Origin of the sequence: Giesbergeria sp., from assembly GCF_028686475.1 — a bacterium.
Classification (GTDB): Bacteria; Pseudomonadota; Gammaproteobacteria; order Burkholderiales; family Burkholderiaceae_C; genus Simplicispira.
Genome location: NZ_JAQUCA010000001.1, coordinates 52,996 through 72,757, shown reverse-complemented (window position 1 = coordinate 72,757; position 19,762 = coordinate 52,996). Strand labels below are relative to the sequence as shown.

Here is a 19,762-nt window from a genome sequence, read left to right as displayed (position 1 = left end):
CTAAAGGGGGCGAGGCGCTTACAGGGGCAATACCGGCGCACGCACGGCATGGGGGGCCGGTGTGGCAGGCTCGAAGGTTTTGATACCAGCGGCAATCAGGTCAGGGGCAATGTCCAGCGCCCAAGCAGCAGCCACTGCCGCCAGCAGGGTAGGCACGTCTGCGGCCAACGCTTCACGGCCAGCCGTGAGGCGCTCCAGCGTACCAATGGATTTTTCGCTGCTGCCAGTGGCCAATACCACTTTGCCATCGCGCAGCAGCACGGCGCGGCCTTGGTCTTGGTTGCGGTGCGCCACTACGGTGGCCAAATCAGGCTCGGCCGCATACAAAATCACATCGCCATCGCACAGCGGGGCCAAATCGGCCACTTGAGGTTCGGCAGCATTGAGTACCGCCGCGCCTTGCTCTAGTACCACGTCCACTTGGGTGCGTAGCACTTTGGTCATTTGCGCTGGCTCTTGGATGTCAAATTCAGCCAACGTGTCAAAGCCATCCATGTCGGTGACGATACCCACAGTGCAGCGGTCATAGGCCAAACCATCTTGCAAGATGACGCGGGCATCGTTTTCAATCACAGCGGCCTGCACCATTTGGCTGACTAGCAGGCGGTGTGCGCCAGCCCAATGGGCGCTGTCGCGGGTATCGACGCAACGTTCGTTCATGAACATGCCTTCGCGGCAGGCCAAGCCGGTAAAGTGGCCGCCCAGATGCAGCAGCCATGCTACCAAGCGGGCAATGGTGGCCGTGCCACGGCGACCTGCCACCCCCACCACCGGGATACGGCCCGGTGCTGGTGCGTCTTCGCCTTCTTCGATGGGGAACAGATGCTCGGCAATTGCTTGCCCGACCGGACGCGGTGCGCCTACGGCAGGTTTGAGGTGCATCAGCAAACCGGGGCCAGCGTTCACCTCCACAATCGCGCCGCCTTGGCTGTGCAAGGGCTTGGAGATGTCTTGCGCCACCATATCGATGCCCGCAATATCCAGCCCCACCACCTTGGCGGCCAACTGGGCAATGTAGGCCACATCGGGGTGTAGCTCGTCGGTGCAATCCACCGCCACATTGCCATTGCGCTGCACCACCACGTGCTGTCCGGCCGCGGGCACGGCTTCGGCGCTTAGGTCTTGGCGTTTGAGTTCCAATTGCACCTTGGCATCGCTGTCCACGTCAATCAACTCTAGCGGGTATTCTTCTTCGTGGCCGCGCCGGGGGTCCGAATTGAGTTGGCTCTCGATGAGTTCACGCACCGTGTCGCGGCCATTGCCCGTGATGCCCACCACCTCGCCCCGTGCAGCCGCTACCACCTTGCCCCCCACGACCAACAAGCGATGCTCGTCGCCGGGAATGTAGCGTTCTACCATCACATCGCTGCCTTCGGGGTAGGCCACATGGTAGGCGGCTTCGATGTCTTCTTGTTTGCGTAAATCCAGAGTGACACCCCGACCGTGGTTGCCGTCCGACGGCTTGACCACCACTGGCAGGCCAATGTCTTGGGCGGCTTCCCAGGCTTCTGCCGGGCTGTTGACAATTTGCCCTTCGGGAATGGGCACGCCACAGGACTTGAGCAGGCTCTTGGTCAGGTCTTTGTCGCTGGCGATGCCTTCGGCAATGGCGCTGGTGTATTCGGATTCCGCGGTCCAGATGCGGCGTTGGCTGGCCCCGTAGCCCAGTTGTACCAAGTTGCCATCATTCAGGCGAATATGCGGAATGCCCCGGTCTCCGGCGGCGGTCACGATGCAGGCGGTGCTGGGGCCAAGGTAGCGGTCATCCACTTCGGTGCGTACCAAGGCCACGGCGGCCTGCACGTCAAACGGCTGGTCATTGATGGCCGCCATAATCAAGCGGTGGCCTTGGGCCAAGGCCACGCGGGCCACTTGCTCCTCGCGGGCGCGAAACACCATGCGATAAACCCCGCGTTGCGAAGTGCTGCGCGTTTGACCAAAGCCGGTGGGCATACCGGCCAAGTTCAGCAGTTCAATCACGATATGTTCTAGCACATGGCCGCACCAAGTGCCCTCTTGCAGGCGCTGCAAAAAGCCGCCGCGCTCGCCCACGCCGCAATGGTGTTCAATCAGGGCGGGCAGCCAAGTCGTCAGGCGCTCATTGAAGCCGGGCAACAGGTTGGAGGGGTAGTCCTCCAGTGCGCCCAAGTCTAGCCAGACTTCTAAGACCGGGCGGTAAGTCCAGATATTGGGGCCACGCAAATAGTTGATACGTAGCAATTGGATGTCGTTGAATGTCGGCATGGGGGCGGCGTCAAGCAAGTGGAAGAAGGGAGTATTGCAGGCCCGGCGGGCAAGAAAGTGATTGTGCGCGCATGGCAGGTGTCAGCGTATAAAGCCTTGGCAGCGTTATTAGAAAATGCCACATCCTCTCGTGAATAGCTCGGAAACTCCGGGCAGCCCTTTGGGGGCCGAACTGCGGGCCAAGCTCGCTCCCCATGAAAACGTTTTGGCGGCGCTGGCGGTTGACCTGAGTGTCCATCTGCGCTTTGCCAGCGGCCAAATCCTCCTGACCCAGCAGCGCTTGCTGGCCCAAACTTCCGATAGCCCCGAGGTGCAAGTATGGGCCTTGGCCCCCGGCCAAAGCCTGCGTTTGGTCGATTATGGCGGCGTAGCCACCCTAGAGCTGCACGATGCCCAGCAGCGCTTGGCGCTGTGGCGCTTCACGATGGGGCTGCACGCCTCGGCCTTGCAACTGGTGCAGCGCTTTGAGCAGCAAATCGCGCACTTGCAATCGGGCGATGCGGTGCAACAAACTACCGAGGCCGCGCCCGCTTGCCCGGTCTGCCATACCGCGCTGCCGCCCGATAGCGAAGAGTGCCCCGCTTGCGCGCGCGCCCAACCGGCCAAAACCTCTACTTGGGTGCTGCTGCGCCTGTGGCGCTTTGCCCGGCCCTATCGTTGGCAATTGGCCGCTGGTTTTGGCCTGACGCTGGCTTCTACCGCCGCCACGCTGGTGCCGCCTTACCTGACCATCCCGCTGATGGACGATATTTTGATTCCGTTCCAAAACGGCAAGCAAATCGACCCGATGCTGGTGCTGATGTACCTTGGCGGCTTATTTTTGTCGGCCCTGGCGGCTTGGGGCTTGGGTTGGGCGCGCACCTATATTTTGGCGCTGGTGTCCGAGCGCATTGGGGCCGATTTACGCACCACCACTTACGAGCATTTGCTCAAGCTATCGCTGGATTATTTTGGCGGCAAGCGTACCGGCGATTTAATGGCGCGCATTGGCTCCGAGACCGACCGCATCAACGTGTTTTTATCACTGCACGCCTTGGATTTTTTAACCGATGTGCTGATGATTTTCATGACCGCCGCCATTTTGTTCAGCATCAACCCGTGGCTGGCGCTGGTGACACTGGTGCCGCTGCCGTTTATTGGCTGGATGATTCACACCGTGCGCGACCGCCTGCGTACCGGTTTTGAAAAAATTGACCGCGTTTGGTCCGAAGTCACCAATGTGCTGGCCGACACCATCCCCGGTATTCGCGTGGTCAAAGCCTTTGCCCAAGAGCAACGCGAAGCGCAGCGTTTTCACGATGCCAATCAACACAATTTGGAAGTCAACGACAAGCTGAACAAAACTTGGTCTTTGTTCAGCCCCACGGTGTCTTTATTGACCGAAATGGGCCTGTTGGTGGTTTGGGGTTTTGGTATTTGGTTGGTAGCCCACAGCGAAATCACCGTTGGTATTTTGACTGCCTTTATCGCCTACATTGGCCGCTTTTATGGCCGCCTCGATTCGATGAGCCGCATTGTCTCGGTCACGCAAAAAGCCGCTGCTGGGGCCAAGCGTATTTTTGACATCTTAGACCACGTCAGCAACGTGCCCGACCCAGCACAGCCCGTCAAAGTAGGCAAAGTGCAAGGGGCGATTACGCTACAAAATGTCGGCTTTCGCTATGGTAGCCGGGCAGTAATTAAGGGGCTGGATTTGAATATCCGCCCCGGCGAAATGATTGGCTTGGTGGGCCACAGCGGTTCGGGCAAAAGCACGCTGGTTAATCTGATTTGCCGTTTTTACGATGTGAGCGATGGCTCGATTCAATTGGATGGTGTCGATGTGCGCCGCATGGCGGTGGCCGACTACCGCCGCCATATTGGGCTGGTGTTGCAAGAGCCGTTTTTGTTTTTTGGCACGATTGCCGAAAACATCGCCTACGGCAAACCTGAAGCCACGCGCGCCGAGATTGTGGCCGCAGCCCGTGCCGCCCACGCGCATGAGTTCATTTTGCGCCTGCCGCATGGCTACGATTCGTTGGTGGGCGAGCGCGGTCAGGGCTTGTCGGGTGGCGAACGCCAGCGCATCAGCATTGCCCGCGCCCTGCTGATTGACCCGCGCATCCTGATTTTGGACGAGGCTACTTCGGCGGTGGATACCGAGACGGAAAAGGAAATCCAAAAAGCGCTGGACAATCTGGTGCAAGGCCGTACCACCATCGCCATTGCCCACCGCTTGTCCACACTACGCAAGGCCGACCGGTTGGTGGTGATGGACAGAGGCGAAATCGTCGAAGTGGGGCCGCACGATGAGCTAATGGAAAAACAAGGCGCTTACTGGCGCTTGTACGAAGCCCAAGCGCGCCGCGCCGAAGAAGATGCCCAAGCCGCCGGGCTGGTAATTGACAGCAGCCAGCTTCACCCAGCCCACCCAGCGGGCAATTCCTAACCAAGCCACCATGTTATGAGTAGCATTTCTTCTACCGCCAGCGTCTTGCTGGAGCGCAATGCCCACGGGCGTTTAGTCTTAACTTTGCCCAATGGCACCCAGCATACCGATGTGCAGCCGGTGCGCGCCTTTCCCATTGCCGCCCCCGACGAGGGGCTGTCGTTGGTGGGCAGCGACGGCCATGAACTGCTCTGGATTGAACGCTTGGCCGATGTACCCGCTGTGCCGCGCCAGCTGATTGAAGCAGAATTGGCGGTGCGCGAATTTGTGCCAACCATTCAAAAAATTGGCGCTGTCTCTGGCTTTTCTACCCCCAGCACTTGGCAGGTAGCAACCGACCGAGGCCCCACCCAATTGGTGCTAAAAGCCGAAGAAGACATCCGCAAACTGGCAGGGCGCACCCGTTTGTTGATTGCCAGCGCCGATGGCGTGCAGTTCAAAATTGACGACACCAACACGCTGGACAAGGCTTCGCGCCGCTTGTTGGAGCGGTTTTTGTAAGCGGCCCACAGCGTAGCAGCACCCGGCTATCCCCAGCGCGCTACAGTGCCTGCGGCAAAAATTTATAATCGCGGCCAATATGGCAGTCTGGGCTTTAGGCATTAACCACACCACCGCGCCGCTCGACCTGCGTGGCCGCTTTGCGTTTGCGCTCGATCAAATCGCCCCTACGCTGCACGGCCTGCGCCAAGCGCTGGCCCCCGACAGCCCCCAGCAAGGCATTGAGTCGGCCATTTTGTCCACCTGCAATCGCACCGAAATTTACTGCGCGGGCGATGCACGCGCGCTAGAGCGCACTTTTGGCTGGCTGGCCCACAGTGGCGGGGTTAGCCCCGATGTGTTGCGTTCGCACTCTTATGTGCTACAAAACGGCCCCGCAGCCCGCCATGCCTTTCGCGTCGCCAGCGGCCTCGATTCGATGGTGCTGGGCGAGCCGCAAATTTTGGGCCAGATGAAAAGTGCCGTGCGCGCCGCCGAAGATGCGGGCGCTTTAGGCTCCACGCTCAACCAGTTGTTCCAGCGCAGCTTTGCTGTGGCCAAAGAGGTGCGTACCTCGACCGAGATTGGCGCACACTCCATCAGCATGGCTGCCGCCGCGGTGCGCTTGGCCAGCCAGTTGTTTGAAGATTTGGCGCGCACCAAGGTGTTGTTTGTCGGTGCGGGTGAGATGATTGAACTCACGGCCACGCACTTTGCCGCGCGCAGCCCGCAAACCATTGCCATTGCCAATCGCACCCTTGAGCGCGGCGAAAAGTTGGCCTCCCGCTTTGGTGGCGAGGTGATGCGCTTGGCCGATTTGCCCGAGCGCCTGCACGAGTTCGACATTGTGGTCAGTTGCACCGCCAGCAGTTTGCCCATTGTGGGCTTGGGTGCGGTAGAGCGAGCCTTAAAAAAGCGCCGCCACCGTCCGATGTTCATGGTGGACTTGGCCGTACCGCGCGACATCGAGCCAGAAGTCAAGGCACTAGAAGATGTCTATCTCTACACGGTCGATGATTTGGCCACGGTGGTGCAAACTGCCCAAGCCAACCGCCAAGCCGCCGTAGCCCAAGCCGAAGCGATTATTGATGCCGGGGTGCAAAGCTTTATGCACTGGCTGGACGAGCGCGACCCACAGCATGGTGTCGTGCCCCTCATCCAGCAAATCCACGCCCAAACCGAAGCTTGGCAGGCGGCAGAAATTGCCCGCGCCCACAAACGCTTGGCGCAGGGCGAAGACATCCAAACCGTGCTAGATGCACTGGCCAAGGGGCTAAGCAACAAGCTACTGCATGGCACCTTGGTCGAGCTGCACGCAGGTGATGCAGCTACCCGGCAGCAAACGGCGCGCACTGTCTCGCGCCTGTTTTTGCGCCAACAACAAGGCACTGGCCGCCGTTAGCTGGCCGGTTCAGGCAGCCCATTTTTTTGCTACCGCCAGCGCCTGTATCGGTGCTTGGCCTTCACTATTTTTTCCCGATGAAACCCTTTTTAAGAAGCCAACTGGAGCGTTATGCCCAGCGCCTCGGCGAGCTGGACTTTTTGCTCTCGCGCGATGACATCATGGCCGATATGGCCCAATACCGCATCCTGTCGCGCGAACACGCCGAAGTCACTGCCATTGCGGGCCGTTACCGGCGCTACCTGCAACGCGAAAGCGATTGGGCCGGAGCGCAAGAGATGTTGGCCGACCCCGACATGGCCGAGATGGCGCAAGAAGAAATCGCCAGCGCCAGCGCCGAATTGGTACAGTTAGAAGACGAACTGCAACGCCTGCTGCTGCCCAAAGACCCCGACGATGGCCGCAATGCCTTTTTAGAAATCCGTGCTGGTACGGGTGGCGATGAATCGGCCTTGTTTGCCGGAGATTTGGCACGCATGTACATGCGCTACGCCGCCAACGTGGGCTGGAAAGTCGAAACCGTGAGCGAAAACGCGGCGGAATTGGGCGGCTACAAAGAAATTGTGTTACGTATCGTGGGCGATAACGTCTATGGGGCGCTCAAGTTTGAATCCGGCGGCCACCGGGTGCAGCGCGTGCCCGCCACCGAAACCCAAGGCCGTATCCACACCAGCGCTTGTACCGTGGCCGTGATGCCCGAGCCGGATGAAACCGAAGCTATCAAGCTCAATCCGGCTGATTTACGCATCGACACCTTCCGCGCCAGCGGTGCCGGTGGCCAGCACATCAACAAAACCGATTCTGCGGTGCGCGTAGTGCATTTGCCCACCGGCATCGTGGCCGAATGCCAAGATGGCCGCAGCCAGCACAGCAACAAGGCCAAAGCCCTGCAAGTGCTGCAAGCACGCATCCAAGAAAAAGAGCGCAGCGAACGTGCCGCCAAAGAAGCCGCCTTACGCAAAGGCTTGATTGGCAGCGGCGACCGCAGCGACCGCATCCGCACCTACAACTTCCCACAAGGCCGCCTGACCGACCACCGCATCAACCTGACGCTGTACAAACTGCTGTATGTGATGGAAGGTGATTTGGGCGATGTACTGCAAGCGCTACAACACGCCCACGAGGCCGAACAACTGGCCGAACTCGAAGCCAGCCAATTGGGTTGAACCGGGCTATGTCCGCTTTTGCCCCCACCACCGTGGCCGCCGCCCTGCGCCAAGCACATACTGCTGGCTTGGCCCGCATCGACGCCCAAATACTGCTACTGCACAGCGTGGGCCGCCCGCTGCACGACCGGGCTTGGCTGCTGGCCCACGATACCGACACCCTGCCCACAGCGGCCAGTGCCGTATTTTTGGCCCTGTGCCAGCGCCGCGCTGCCGGTGAACCCGTGGCCTACCTGACGGGAGTCAAAGAGTTCTACGGTTTGCCCTTGCAGGTGGATGCGCGCGTGTTAGACCCCCGCCCGGATACCGAAACTTTGGTCGATTGGGCTTTGGAAGTGTTGCAAGCCGTGCCTACACCGAAGGTGCTGGATTTGGGCTCCGGCAGCGGAGCGATTGCCTTAGCGCTGCAACAACAACGCCCCGATGCCCAAGTGCTGGCGCTGGATGCCAGCACCGATGCCTTGGCGGTGGCCCAAGCCAACGCCCAGCGCTTGGGATTGGCGGTGCAATTTCAGCACGGCCATTGGTTGCAAGGATTAGAGGGGCGCTTTGCTGCCATCGTCTCGAATCCGCCCTACATCCCGAGCGGTGATCCCCATTTGGCCAGCTTGCAACACGAACCCCTGCAAGCCTTGGCCAGTGGCCCCGACGGGCTGGACGACATCCGCCACATTGTGGCCCAAGCACCGGCCCATTTACCACCGGGGGGCTGGCTGCTGCTAGAGCATGGCTGGGACCAAGCCGCCAGTGTGCGTGCGCTGCTGTCCCAAGCCGGGCTGTGCCAAGTGCAATCGCGCTGTGATTTGGCAGGCATCGAGCGTTGCAGTGGTGCCCAACGACCGCTTGGTTAAACGCTTATTTCACCGGCACCTGCACGTAACGCCCGCCGTGGATTTCGGTAAAAAATACCTTGCGCTGGGTGTCGCCATTGGCATCAAACGTGATTTGCTGTTGCAAGCCTTGGAATGGGCTACTGCGTAGCGCCGCTTGCTTGACGGTTTCGCCCGATTGGCGGTTTTTCAGCGCCGTCAGTACCACCGTGGCGGCATCGTGGGCCGAGACGGAACTGTAACCCGGCATCCGCTGAAAGCGCTTGAAGTAAGCCTCGGTAAATTCTTTAAAGCGTGGCGAGGTGTCATCGCGGTCGTAGTTTTGTACAATCAGCAAACCATTCACCACTTCGCCACCCAACTCGACCAATTGCTCGGTGGCGGCCCATTCGGCAGCACCAATCGGCAACTGGGGCGCTTGTTTGCGCGCCTGTTGCGCCAGTCGGGCCACATCCAAAGCCCCCGAGATAAAAAACAGCGCATCGGGCCGGGTTTGCACCATCTGCGCCACCACTTGGGCAAAATCGGTGTTGGGGCCAGAATCATAGGGCACCGCACTGACTTGGCCCCGGCTGTCTTTGGTGACTGCATGGCGAAACTCGGCCAGCCATGATTCGGTAAAGTTGCGGTTGCGTAAATCGTAAGCCACGGCAATATGGTGCTGCCCACGGCCTAACATCACTCGGGCATAGTCGTGCGCGTTGTCACTGGTGGTGCGGTTAATACGAAACAGGTTATCGTCTTGGCCATAAAACGCCATCGAGGTAATGGTAGGACTGACCTGAAAAATACCCGCCTTGCCCGTGATAGGCACAATCACTTCGGCCATGCTGCTGGTAAAAGGGCCAATCACGGCCTCTACTTGGGCATCGACCAGCTCTTGCGCCGAGCGCGCGGCCACTTCTTTGGTTTGGGCATCGTCGCGTGGCAGCAGCTCTACCATGCGGCCATCCACTCCCCCGGCACGGTTAAATTGCTCTACCGCCAAAATCACCCCATGCAGCCCGGCTTGACCATTATCCGAATTACGATCGGACAGGCCACCAATAAATCCTATTTGGATGGCTGGCTTAGGCCCACAGGCAGCCAAAAAAATAGCCAATATGACCCAGCACCCGCGCTGCAATCCCTGCAAAAAAGACATGCTAACTCCCAAAATTGCACCCAAAAGCAGATTGCGCCTTGTCCATTTTATCATTTAGATACAATTTAGCGCCCCTTGCCCTGCATACCATGCCCCCTTCTGCTTTGCCCCCTTCGGCCTCTGCGCCTGCTGGTGCCTTGTTGCCGTTAGTGCAGCGCTGGCGGCAGGCTTGGAATGCCTCTTTACGCTTTCGGCTGTTAGCGCTGGGGCTGATGCCCCTGCTGGTGGTGTTTCCGACCGTGATTGGGGTTTTGGTGCTGCTGGGGGGCGAACGCGCCAACCACCTGTTGCTGTCTAATCTGCGTGGCAATTTGGCCAGCAGTCGCAATTATTTAGACCAAATCAAAACCGATGTGGGCTTGCGCGTAGAGCAGCTGGTGCATACCGAACGGATCAACCAGTTGCTTAGCCAACGCGCCCCCGAAGCCGACATCAACGAAGCCTTGAATACCGCCGCCAAAGGGGGCGGACTGAATTTTTTGCTGATTGCCCAATCCGATGGCACCGTGATTGCCTCTAGCACCGGCTTGCAGCGCGGTAGCCGTTTGCCCAGCACATCGTATGTCGTTCGGCAAGCGCAAATTGGTGTCACCAACGCCGCCTACGAGCGCTTTGAATTAGCAGAACTGGCTGCGTTTTCGCCGCAGTTTCCCCAACTGGCCCAAGTTGCGTTGCCACCTTCGGCCCCGCGTGCTGCCAATGCGCCCCCGCCTGCCCCGGTGCGCGGCCTGCTGCTGAATGCGGCGGCCCATTTTCCGTTGGGGGTGGACAATCCGGATGTGATTTTGGTCGGTGGAATTTTGCTCAACCAAAATGCTTCACTGATTGAGCACATGCGCGAGCTGATTTTTCCGGTCGGCAGCTTGCCCGACGATGCCGAAGGCATGGCGGCTATTTTTGTCGATGGCGTGCGGGTGGCCATTAGCCGCCAGCGCCAACTCGGCAGCTACGATGTCGGGGCTTTGGCTATACCTGAGGTGGTTCACACCGTGCTAGAGCAAGGCCAAAGTTGGCTCGGTAAAATTTTTTTAAACGATGAGCAACACCTGACAGGCTACGAATCTATCCGCGATGGCCACGGCCAACGCATTGGCATGATAGCGGTCGCCTTTCCTTACAGCCCCTACCAAAAAATGATGCTCATGCTGCTGGCCTTGGTAGCGGGCTTGCTGGCATTGGCCATGCTGGCGCTGTCGCTGGTGTTTGTGCGCGCTGGCCGCGCCCTGACCTCACGCCTGCACGCGGTCAGTAACACGATGGTGGCGATTAGCCAAGGCCAGCGCACGGCCCGCGTCGGCCCGCCCCAATACGAGGATGAATTGGGGCAACTGATGCGCCATTTTGATGCCCTGCTCGATACCATTGAGCGCCAAAATGCCCAGCAACAAGCCGCCCAGGCCCATATTGTCGAAGAAGCCTCGCGCCGCCGCGCCCTGTTTGAGCATGAACGCGATGGCGTATTGATTCTTAACCCCGATGGCAGCGTCTTTGAAGCCAACCCGCGCTCTGCGGCTTTGCTGGGTTATCCTCCGCACGAGATGCAGCAAATGCACCTCTACGACTGGGAAGCCCACTATAGCCGTGCCGAAATCACTGTTTTACTGGCCGAAATAGGCGAACATGGCCGTTTTTTAGAAACCACACTGCGGCGCAAAGATGGCAGCACCTTCCCAGCAGAATTGAGCCTGAGCCGCGCCTACTGGAGCGACCGCACCTTTGTGCTGGTGCTGCTGCGCGACATTACCGAGCGCTACGCCATCCAGACCGAGCTGGAGCTGTACCGTTTGGACTTAGAACGGCTGGTAGTGCAGCGCACCAAAGAACTGCAAGACCGCTCCGAACAGCTCAACACCATTTTTGCCCTCAGCCCCGATGGTTTTGTGCTGTTTAACCGCCGCCTCAAAGTCGCCTTTGCCAACCGGGCTTTTTTGCACATGCTGGAACTGGAGTCTGAACAGGTGCTGGGTTTGGATGAAAACGATTTTTCTGCCTTATTGGCGCGCAAATGTTTGGCGCAGGCCAGTTTTCCGGGGGTAGCTGCCTTACGCACCGCGCACAAAAAGCAACGCCAAGCGCAGCAAAGCAGTGATGCCAGTACGCACGAGCAGCGCCAACTGTTTGAACTGGCCGCCCCGGCCAGCCGGGTGATTGAAGTGTTGATTCGCATGTCCGAGGCGGCCACGGTGTCGCAAATTTTGTATTTCCGCGATGTCACCCACGAGACCGAAGTGGACCGCATGAAAAGCGAGTTCCTCTCTACCGCTGCACACGAGCTACGCACCCCGATGGCCAGCATTTACGGCTATGTCGAGCTGCTGCGGATGCGCGAGTTTGATGCGCCCAAGCGCAATCAACTGCTAGAGACGGTATCGCGCCAATCGGAGCTGATGTCTTCCATCATCAATGAACTGCTGGATTTAGCGCGCATCGAATCGCGCCGGGGCAAAGATTTTGTGCTGGAGCAGGTGGCCCTGCAAGAAGTGCTGGCCGAAGTGGTGGCGGGCTACAAGCCCCCCGCCGAGCGCTTGCCGCCCCATTTGCCCTCTAGCCAAGCGCCGCTGTGGGTACAAATTGACCGCAAAAAACTCCAGCAGGCGCTGCTCAATATCTTGTCTAACGCCTACAAATACTCACCGCAAGGCGGCGAGGTGCAATTGCGCTACTGCCATGCCCATACCGAAGGCCACGGCCCACAAGTGGGCGTGGAGGTACAAGACCAAGGCATCGGCATGACACCCGAACAAGTGCAGCGCGTCTGCGAGCGCTTTTACCGCGCCGATGCCTCGGGGCAAATTCCGGGCACCGGCTTGGGTATGAGCATCGTGAAAGAAATTGTCGAACTCAGTGGCGGGCATTTGGAGATTGACAGCAGCTTGGGCCAAGGCACCACCGTCACGCTGTGGTTACCGGTGTCGGAACCGCCCGCCTTGGCTGCCCGCCCGGAAACCCCACCGCCAGCATGAGCCGCCCAGCATGAAATAATCGGGTATTCCTTCGTAGATTGAACCCCAACAGAGAATATTCCCATGAGCGACGACACCCAACAACGCATCGACACCTTGGTCAAATCCAGCCAGATTTTGCTGTTCATGAAAGGCACGGCCAGCTTTCCACAGTGCGGCTTTTCGGGCCGGGCGATTCAAATCCTCAAAGCCTGTGGCGTGGACCCCAAAACCATCGTCACGGTCAACGTGTTAGAAGACGATGCCATCCGCCAAGGCATCAAAGAATACAGCCACTGGCCCACCATTCCACAGCTCTACATCAAGGGCGAGTTTATTGGCGGCTCCGACATCATGATGGAGATGTACGAGTCGGGCGAGTTGCAGCAGGTTATTACAGCAGCCTAAAGTCCCCAGAGGCACCAGCAGCCGCCCACGGGCGGCTTTTTTGCGCCCATCGCCAGCGGCTACACTTGTCTGCTGCAACACACAGCCCGGCCCACGCTGCGTTTCTGCCTCCCCATGCACTACCACCTGTTGTTTATTCTGGCCCTGATTGCCACCAGTGCTTTTTTTTCTGCCGCCGAAATTTCTTTGGCCGCTTCGCGCCGCTTGCGCCTGCGCCAACTGGCCGACGATGGCAACGCGCGTGCCGCTGGTGTCTTACGCACCCAAGAGCAGCCGGGAGATTACTTTACCGTGGTGCAAATTGGCCAAAATGCGGTGGCTATTTTGGGCGGTATTGTGGGTGAGGGGGCGCTCAGTCCGTCCCTGACGGCTTTTTTCGCGTGGTGGCTGCCGGTGTCGATGGCCGACACCGCCGGTTTTTTGAGCTCCTTCTTGCTCATTACCTCGTTGTTTATCCTGTTTTCCGATTTACTCCCCAAGCGCTTGGGCATGGCTGAACCTGAGCGTTTGGCTCTGCGCCTGCACGCGCCCATGCTGTTGTGCATGGCGCTGCTGCGCCCGCTGGTTTGGTTTTACAGCCGCTGTGCCGATGCCTTGTTTCGGCTGCTGGGCTTATCGTCTCTGCGCGATGAGCGTATCACTTCGGATGATATTTTGGCCATGATGGAAGCGGGCACCCAAGCGGGCGTGTTGGCTGCCAACGAGCAGCAAGTGATTACCAATGTGTTTGAACTCGATACGCGCATGGTCAGCAGTGCCATGTCGCAACGCGAGCGCATTTCGTTTTTTCGGCGCGATGAATCCGACGCGGTGATTCGGCTACGCATTGCCGCCGAGCCCTTTTCTACCTACCCGGTGTGCGAGGGCGACATCGACCATGTGATTGGCTATGTGGATGCCAAAGACCTGTTTCAGCGCGTACTCAACAACCAGCCCATTTCTTTGCAGGACGATAGCTTGGTGCGTAAGGTGTTAATCATCCCCGACCGACTTACTTTGGCCGAGGTACTGACCCAGTTTCGCCAAGCACACGAAGATTTTGCCGTCATCGTGAATGAATACAGCTTGGTGGTGGGCTTGGTAACGCTCAACGATGTCATGAGTACCGTCATGGGCGGTTTGGTCTCGCCGTTTGATGAAGAGCAAATTGTGCAACGCGATGCCAACTCTTGGCTGATTGATGGTGCCACCCCGATTGGTGATGTGCTGCGGGTGCTGCACTTGGATGAGCTACCGCACGACGGCGATTATGAAACCTTGGCCGGTTTTTTAATGGTGATGCTACGCCGCGTGCCCCGGCGCACCGACAGCGTGACCTGTGCCGGTTACAAATTTGAAGTGCTGGACGTGGACAGCTACCGCATCGACCAAGTGATGGTGTCACGGCTGCTACACACTGGGGCCAGCAGCCCCACGGCCCCAGCCGCCTAACTGCCCGAGCCTGTGAGGTAAAACGCCGACCAATAAAACGGGTGTGGATAACGCGCCCGCAATTTGTTTTGCGCTTGGCGCAAGGCTTGGGTTTTGCCCATGCCAGCGGCCACGGCTTGGTAAAAATCTTGCATTAACTCGGCGGTGGTTTCGTCGTCCACCGCCCACAAGCTGGCGACTACATTGTGCGCCCCAGAGTAAATAAAGGCGCGCGTCAGCCCGACCAAATCATCGCCGCTCATGATGCCGCCTAGGCCGGTCTCGCAGGCCGACAGCACCACCAAATCTGCGCTCAAACGCAAGTTGTACAACTCGTTCACCGTGAGGGAGCCATCGTCTTGCGGCGTTTTGCTCAGTAACACGCGCGAAGCCAAGGGCGTGCTGGCATTGAACTGCCCGTGCGAGGCCACATGCACATAGCGGTGCGCGGGGGCTTGCTCCTTGAAAGCGGTTTCGGTGGCCGCAGCACGCACCAGCAGCGTGCTTTGTGCCATCCCTTGGGCGATATGGCGTGCTTCCGCCTCAGCGCTGGGTAAATCCAACTTGGCATCGCCCAAATCAGGGTTGCCAAACACCAGCAAGGGTTTGCTGGGGCGCTGGGAAGCGCTGGCCAAATACAGCAACACGCTAGAGCTGGGCAAGATGCGTAAATTGGAGCGTGCCACCAGAGGCGCGTTGCCATCGTGCAGCATCGAGAACGGCAGGTAATGCAAGATACCATGCGGCACAATCAGCAAGTCTTTGCCTGCCAATTGTTGGCCCAACGGTGCCAATAAGCGCTGGTGCAACCCTTGGGCCAAGCCTTGCACCAACTCAGCCGACTCTTCCGGTTCTTTCATGGCTTGGCGCAGGGCGCGGATGTCTTCCTCTAAGCGCGCCGGGTCTAGTGTGACTGCCTTCACCCCTTGGCCATCGGCGACAAAAGCCACCAAGGTATCTTTGGAGCCGTAAAACTCCAACAGCACTTCATTTGGGCGCAGGCGTTGCTGGATGGCAGGCAAAGAAGCCGGGGCCACCGTCACCAACGAGGCCAACTCGGGCCGCTGCTGGCGCAATTGGCTGGTAGTTTGGCTCCAGCGTCCACGGGTACGCACGCTTTGGGCGGCATCGCTGGCCCCTTGCACCCGAATTTCTTGCTCGACGGTTTCTAATTCACCCAACGCACTGCTGGTGTCGGGGCCAAACGCTTTTTTGCTGGCCAGCAAATCGACCAAGGCACGCGATTTGGCCCGTTCGGCCACTTCTAAGGCTTGGGCTTGCTGGCCGACGCGCAGACTGACCGCCACCAGCCGCATATAAACCGATTGTTTATCGGCCACAAAGCCAATTTTGTTGATTTCGGTGTGGATGGTGGAGCGTTGGCGCTCGATGATGTCAATAGCACGGCGGTAATAATCCATCGCCTCGGGCCATTGCCCTTCTTGCTCGGCAATGCGGCCCCGGTCATAAAGCATCAGCCAATAGATTTCGCCATTGGCACTGGCGGCTGGAATGGCCAACAGCTTGTCTAAATCAGCCTTGGCTTCTGGGATACGCCCAGTTTCTAGGCGGCATTTGGCCAACAGATAGCCACGCGGCAAATCGGCCCACATCCAATAATTGAGACCTTGGAAGGTGGCCCCGCTGAACAAATTGTCTAAAAAGCGGCGCAGTTTGAAGTAACGGTCACCCTCCAACAAGGTGGCCGCTTCGGCAAAACGCCCCAAGGCAACTTGGCTGCGCGCGATGGCAAACACCCGCGTGGGGGCATAATCGTCAAACAGCGGAAAAGCCACCGACATTTTTTCTAGCTGTGGCAGCAATTTTTCGGCCTCGGCGCGCTGGCCGTTCATCACGGCGGCCACAATGCGCGTGGACAGGGCTTGCAGCTCAAAGTCGCGGTCGTCCGAGCCTTCTTGCTTAATCCAATCCATCACCGCTTGGGCTTGGGCCGAGGCTTGGGCATACAAGCCCAACTCTAATTGGGCCTCGGCGCGCATCAGGCCAATCGATGGGGTGGCATCGTCCAAACCAAACAAGCGGGTGCGCTTATCGCCGCGTGCCACTTGCTGCTCTAGTTGGTCTAGGCAAGTAAACAGGCGGTCGTAGCGTTTGGTTTTGGAATAGGCAAAACACAGCGCGTGCTGGTCACGCGAGCCTAAAGGCCGCCGGGCGGCCTCGGTTTCGAGCAGGGTTTCTAACTCGGTAAATTGGCCAGTGGCGGCCAATTTAACCGTCTCTAAGTCTATGCCTGCCGCCGCATGGCCTGCCCAGGCCACCAGAGACAAAGCAACGATGGCATGGCGCAGTGCAGGCATAAGCTTAGCCCTTCAAGACAATTTAGAACCAGTAACCGAAGTTAATCTTCCAGGTGTCGCCATTTTTAGAAGTGGCATAACCCAAACCGGCACGCAAGAAGCTACGCGCCGAGAAGGCGCTCTTGTTGGTGCCCAGCGTAATGCCGATTTCTTGGCTATTGTCGGCAAAGGGTTTATCACCAAAATAACGCGTGTCAATCAGAGAATACTCTAGGGACATCTTCGTGCCCTTGACCGTCACGGGTTGCAGCAGCATGATGCCGTTACGCATACCGGTGGTGGTTACGCTGGGGTTAAAAGAGTAATCACCGGCAGAAAATTTGCCTGTTTTGTAAATGCCCAACATGTTGCCAATGGCCAAATCAAAGCCTTGGAACGGAATGATGTAGGCGCTACCGATGGAGGCGGAGTACAAGCTGGCCACCGAAGCCAAGTCTTCCGAACCCACGACCGAGTATTTCACGTTAGGGGTCAAAGTCCAGTTATCCGACATCGGGAAGCGGTACGCGACACCAAAGCCCGCATGTACCGTCTTGGCACCACCGGTATCAATATAAGTGATAGGCAATTGCAATACCAATTGGCGGCGTGGGTCGATATCGTTGCGGAAGGTGTAGGACAGTGGCAGGTTGATGGACTTGACGGTGGTGCTATTGATTTTGGTGGAGCTATAGCTGGCACCTACACCCATTAAATTGCTGGTTTTGCCGTCTAGGCTGGCCTCTTTGGCCAAGGCCGCTGGGGCTGCAACGTTGGTGGCCACATCGGTGATGCTGCTGCCAAAGTCTGAGCCCAGCGCGCTGGGAATCAGGCCACCTTCGCCCGTAATGGGGCTGAAGGGGGAGTTTTTGGCCTGATAGTTCATGATATCGCCGATCACGTTCTCTTTCTTCAGGTAGTCTTCGAGCATGTCTATGCTCTCATCACGTGTTTGACCGGTAAAGTCCTTCGCAATGTTCAGGCTGGGGATCTGAAATTTCAGATGTGTGCCACCCTGTGTATCAAATTTCAGCGTGACAAACAGACTGTTAAAACTGGCTTCGGCAGTAATCTGGTCAGTGTTGGTGTTGGCCCCAGTAAACCAGCGGCTTAAGCTGGTAGTTCTGAGGGTATCAATAAAGCCTTGTGCCGTGGACTCTGTGACGAACTGGCAAGTACCATTCAAAGTGACATCGGTGATGCTCAAGCTATAAGGGCGCTCTGTTTTCACACTGTCAAAATTCAGGCAAGTGGCCGCCGCACTCCCCGCCATGAACACACCACCGGTGGCAACCACCACCATTGCTGCAATATTTTTACGCATCCCTACTCTCCCTTGTTTACATTGCTATTAAATTGGTAGCTCAATGTGCTGATGCACAAAGCGGTTGAATTTTGCTACAACTTGCAGCAAGTTTTTGCATTTTTTGCACCGATGTTGGCAAATACACCACATCGGATAGGTGCTGGTGTGGTGCGGCTTGGGCGTGGGGCTTGTGGTGAAATTGCAACACCACAGACCGCAATCCAGTGCCTCTCTTGCGCCCTTAAAAACACTCGGGCATCATTGGGGATGGCTTTGCCATGATTATTTTCCCCATTTCTTTCTGCAAATAATGTTCAGAAAAATTATAATTATTGTTTTCAGTTTTCTGACAGTGCATCATTTTTCTTTTGCACAGATGGCCTCTGTTTCATCTGCCACAGATAAAAACAAAGAAAAACGCATGGCCTTGATTATTGGAAATTCTAATTATAAATTCGCGCCTTCTCTTGAAAACCCTAAAAATGACGCGCGTGACATGTGCGTTGCATTGGAAAAATTAGGTTTTGAAGTTTTTTGCTATCAAAATCAAAAAACTAAACGCGAAATGAAGGAAGCCGTGATTCGATTTTCTGAAAAATTGTCTTCTCAGCATGGGACAGCACTTTTTTTCTATGCCGGACATGGAATGCAAGTCAAAGGTGAAAATTATTTGATTCCTACCGAGGCGGAACTAAGAACCGAGGCCGATATTGAAGATGAAACCTTGAATGTCAATTATTTAATGGCCCAGCTCGATTATTCAAAAAATCCATTCAATATTATTATTTTAGATGCCTGTCGCAATAACCCTGTGTCGCGTAGCTGGCGCAGTGTAAGCCGTGGCTTGGCCCCCATAGATGCCCCCACAGGGAGTGTTATTTTATTTTCTACGGCACCAGGCAAAGAAGCTTTTGATGGCAAAGGGCGCAATGGTCTCTTTACCAAACATTTGCTCAATGTGCTGCCTACCCCCAGCCTTTCTTTAGAAGAAATGATCAAGCAGGTCAGCCGAGGGGTGATACAAGAATCAAGCCAATTGGGCATCAACCAAACCCCGTGGTGGAACTCTTCTTTTACCGGAAAGTTTTGTTTTGCTGGCTGCCATGACCCAGCCCAAGCCCAAGAATTAGAGCGGATTCGCAAAGAAAAAGAGCAACTCGAAGCCACGACCCGCCGCGCACAACAAGAAAGCCAAGAAAAACAAAAAATGCTGGCAGAACAAGAAGCACAATTTAAGGCCAAACAACAAGCCTTAGAAGCCCAAATGAAGCAACTCGAAGCAGCTTCGCGTCAATCCTCGACCGGTCAAGCCCAAGCCAACCATGAATTAGCATCGGTTAAGAAAAAGCTAGAAATTTTGCAAGCCGAGCGCCTAAAAAAGCCAGAAGCTCAGCGACGGCAACAGGAAGAAATTAAGAGGTTAGATGCTCAGCGCAAAGAGCTAGAGCAGAAGGTGGCTGAGAATGAGGCCATGAGCCAGCGTTTGTCACAGTTAGAACGTGAAAAAGCTGAAAAAGAGCGGTTGCTAGAGATGGAACGGACTAAAAAGCGTGCTTCGGAAGATGTACCGCAAGCAGCACCAACACGATCAAGGAACTTTCACATTCCACCTGCACTTTAAATTTTTTTAGAATAGAGAGGTTGTCTATCAAAAAACTACTTATTTTTACTGTGTTTTTAAACAATTAACTTAATTTATAAATTT

General features: G+C 57.0%; 13 protein-coding genes. 9 read left to right on the top strand and 4 right to left on the bottom strand.

Annotated elements, in window-relative coordinates:
* Positions 1-18: 18 nt before the first annotated feature.
* Entirely contained in the window at positions 19-2,244 is a 2,226-nt protein-coding gene (cphA, locus tag PHX60_RS00315) for a cyanophycin synthetase (RefSeq protein WP_300072987.1), read from the bottom strand.
* 115 nt (positions 2,245-2,359) lie between these two features.
* Between cphA and PHX60_RS00310 the strand changes: the two genes are divergently transcribed.
* The 5 genes from PHX60_RS00310 to prmC all read left to right on the top strand — a co-directional run bounded on the left by PHX60_RS00310 (position 2,360) and on the right by prmC (position 8,571).
* Positions 2,360-4,672 carry an ABC transporter ATP-binding protein gene (locus PHX60_RS00310; RefSeq protein WP_300072983.1) on the top strand — a complete coding sequence of 771 codons (2,313 nt, stop codon included), beginning with the start codon at positions 2,360-2,362 and terminating at the stop codon, positions 4,670-4,672.
* Positions 4,673-4,687: 15 nt separating this feature from the next.
* Entirely contained in the window at positions 4,688-5,173 is a 486-nt protein-coding gene (locus tag PHX60_RS00305) for a DUF1854 domain-containing protein (RefSeq protein WP_300072981.1), read from the top strand.
* Between the two features lie 79 nt (positions 5,174-5,252).
* On the top strand, positions 5,253-6,554 hold the full coding sequence (gene hemA / locus PHX60_RS00300; RefSeq protein ID WP_300072979.1) for a glutamyl-tRNA reductase: 1,302 nt from the start codon (positions 5,253-5,255) through the stop codon (positions 6,552-6,554).
* Positions 6,555-6,631: 77 nt separating this feature from the next.
* Positions 6,632-7,720 carry a peptide chain release factor 1 gene (gene prfA / locus PHX60_RS00295; RefSeq protein ID WP_300072976.1) on the top strand — a complete coding sequence of 363 codons (1,089 nt, stop codon included), beginning with the start codon at positions 6,632-6,634 and terminating at the stop codon, positions 7,718-7,720.
* 8 nt (positions 7,721-7,728) lie between these two features.
* Positions 7,729-8,571, top strand: coding sequence for a peptide chain release factor N(5)-glutamine methyltransferase (prmC, locus tag PHX60_RS00290; RefSeq protein ID WP_300072973.1), 843 nt, complete (start codon positions 7,729-7,731; stop codon positions 8,569-8,571).
* Positions 8,572-8,575: 4 nt separating this feature from the next.
* Here the strand turns inward: prmC and PHX60_RS00285 are convergent, their stop codons facing one another.
* Positions 8,576-9,694 carry an ABC transporter substrate-binding protein gene (locus PHX60_RS00285; protein ID WP_300072970.1) on the bottom strand — a complete coding sequence of 373 codons (1,119 nt, stop codon included), beginning with the start codon at positions 9,692-9,694 and terminating at the stop codon, positions 8,576-8,578.
* Between the two features lie 89 nt (positions 9,695-9,783).
* Between PHX60_RS00285 and PHX60_RS00280 the strand changes: the two genes are divergently transcribed.
* The 3 genes from PHX60_RS00280 to PHX60_RS00270 all read left to right on the top strand — a co-directional run bounded on the left by PHX60_RS00280 (position 9,784) and on the right by PHX60_RS00270 (position 14,475).
* Positions 9,784-12,657: an ATP-binding protein gene (locus tag PHX60_RS00280; protein ID WP_300072967.1), complete on the top strand. Its 2,874-nt coding sequence runs from the start codon at positions 9,784-9,786 to the stop codon at positions 12,655-12,657.
* Positions 12,658-12,720: 63 nt separating this feature from the next.
* Positions 12,721-13,044: a Grx4 family monothiol glutaredoxin gene (grxD, locus tag PHX60_RS00275; RefSeq protein ID WP_300072964.1), complete on the top strand. Its 324-nt coding sequence runs from the start codon at positions 12,721-12,723 to the stop codon at positions 13,042-13,044.
* Between the two features lie 114 nt (positions 13,045-13,158).
* On the top strand, positions 13,159-14,475 hold the full coding sequence (locus PHX60_RS00270; RefSeq protein WP_300072961.1) for a hemolysin family protein: 1,317 nt from the start codon (positions 13,159-13,161) through the stop codon (positions 14,473-14,475).
* Here the strand turns inward: PHX60_RS00270 and PHX60_RS00265 are convergent.
* The gene (locus PHX60_RS00265) at positions 14,472-16,772 is read right to left on the bottom strand and encodes a CHAT domain-containing protein (RefSeq protein WP_300072959.1); all 2,301 of its coding nucleotides are present in this window, start codon (positions 16,770-16,772) and stop codon (positions 14,472-14,474) included. The genes PHX60_RS00270 and PHX60_RS00265 overlap by 4 nt on opposite strands.
* A gap of 22 nt (positions 16,773-16,794) precedes the next feature.
* Positions 16,795-18,075 (bottom strand): hypothetical protein, encoded by a 1,281-nt coding sequence (locus PHX60_RS00260; RefSeq protein ID WP_300072956.1) that lies wholly within the window; start codon positions 18,073-18,075, stop codon positions 16,795-16,797.
* A 175-nt stretch (positions 18,076-18,250) separates the two neighbouring features.
* Here PHX60_RS00260 and PHX60_RS00255 point away from each other — a divergent pair, with 175 nt between their 5' ends.
* Positions 18,251-19,678, top strand: a complete 1,428-nt coding sequence (locus PHX60_RS00255; RefSeq protein ID WP_300072953.1) for a caspase family protein — start codon at positions 18,251-18,253, stop codon at positions 19,676-19,678.
* Positions 19,679-19,762: the final 84 nt, after the last annotated feature.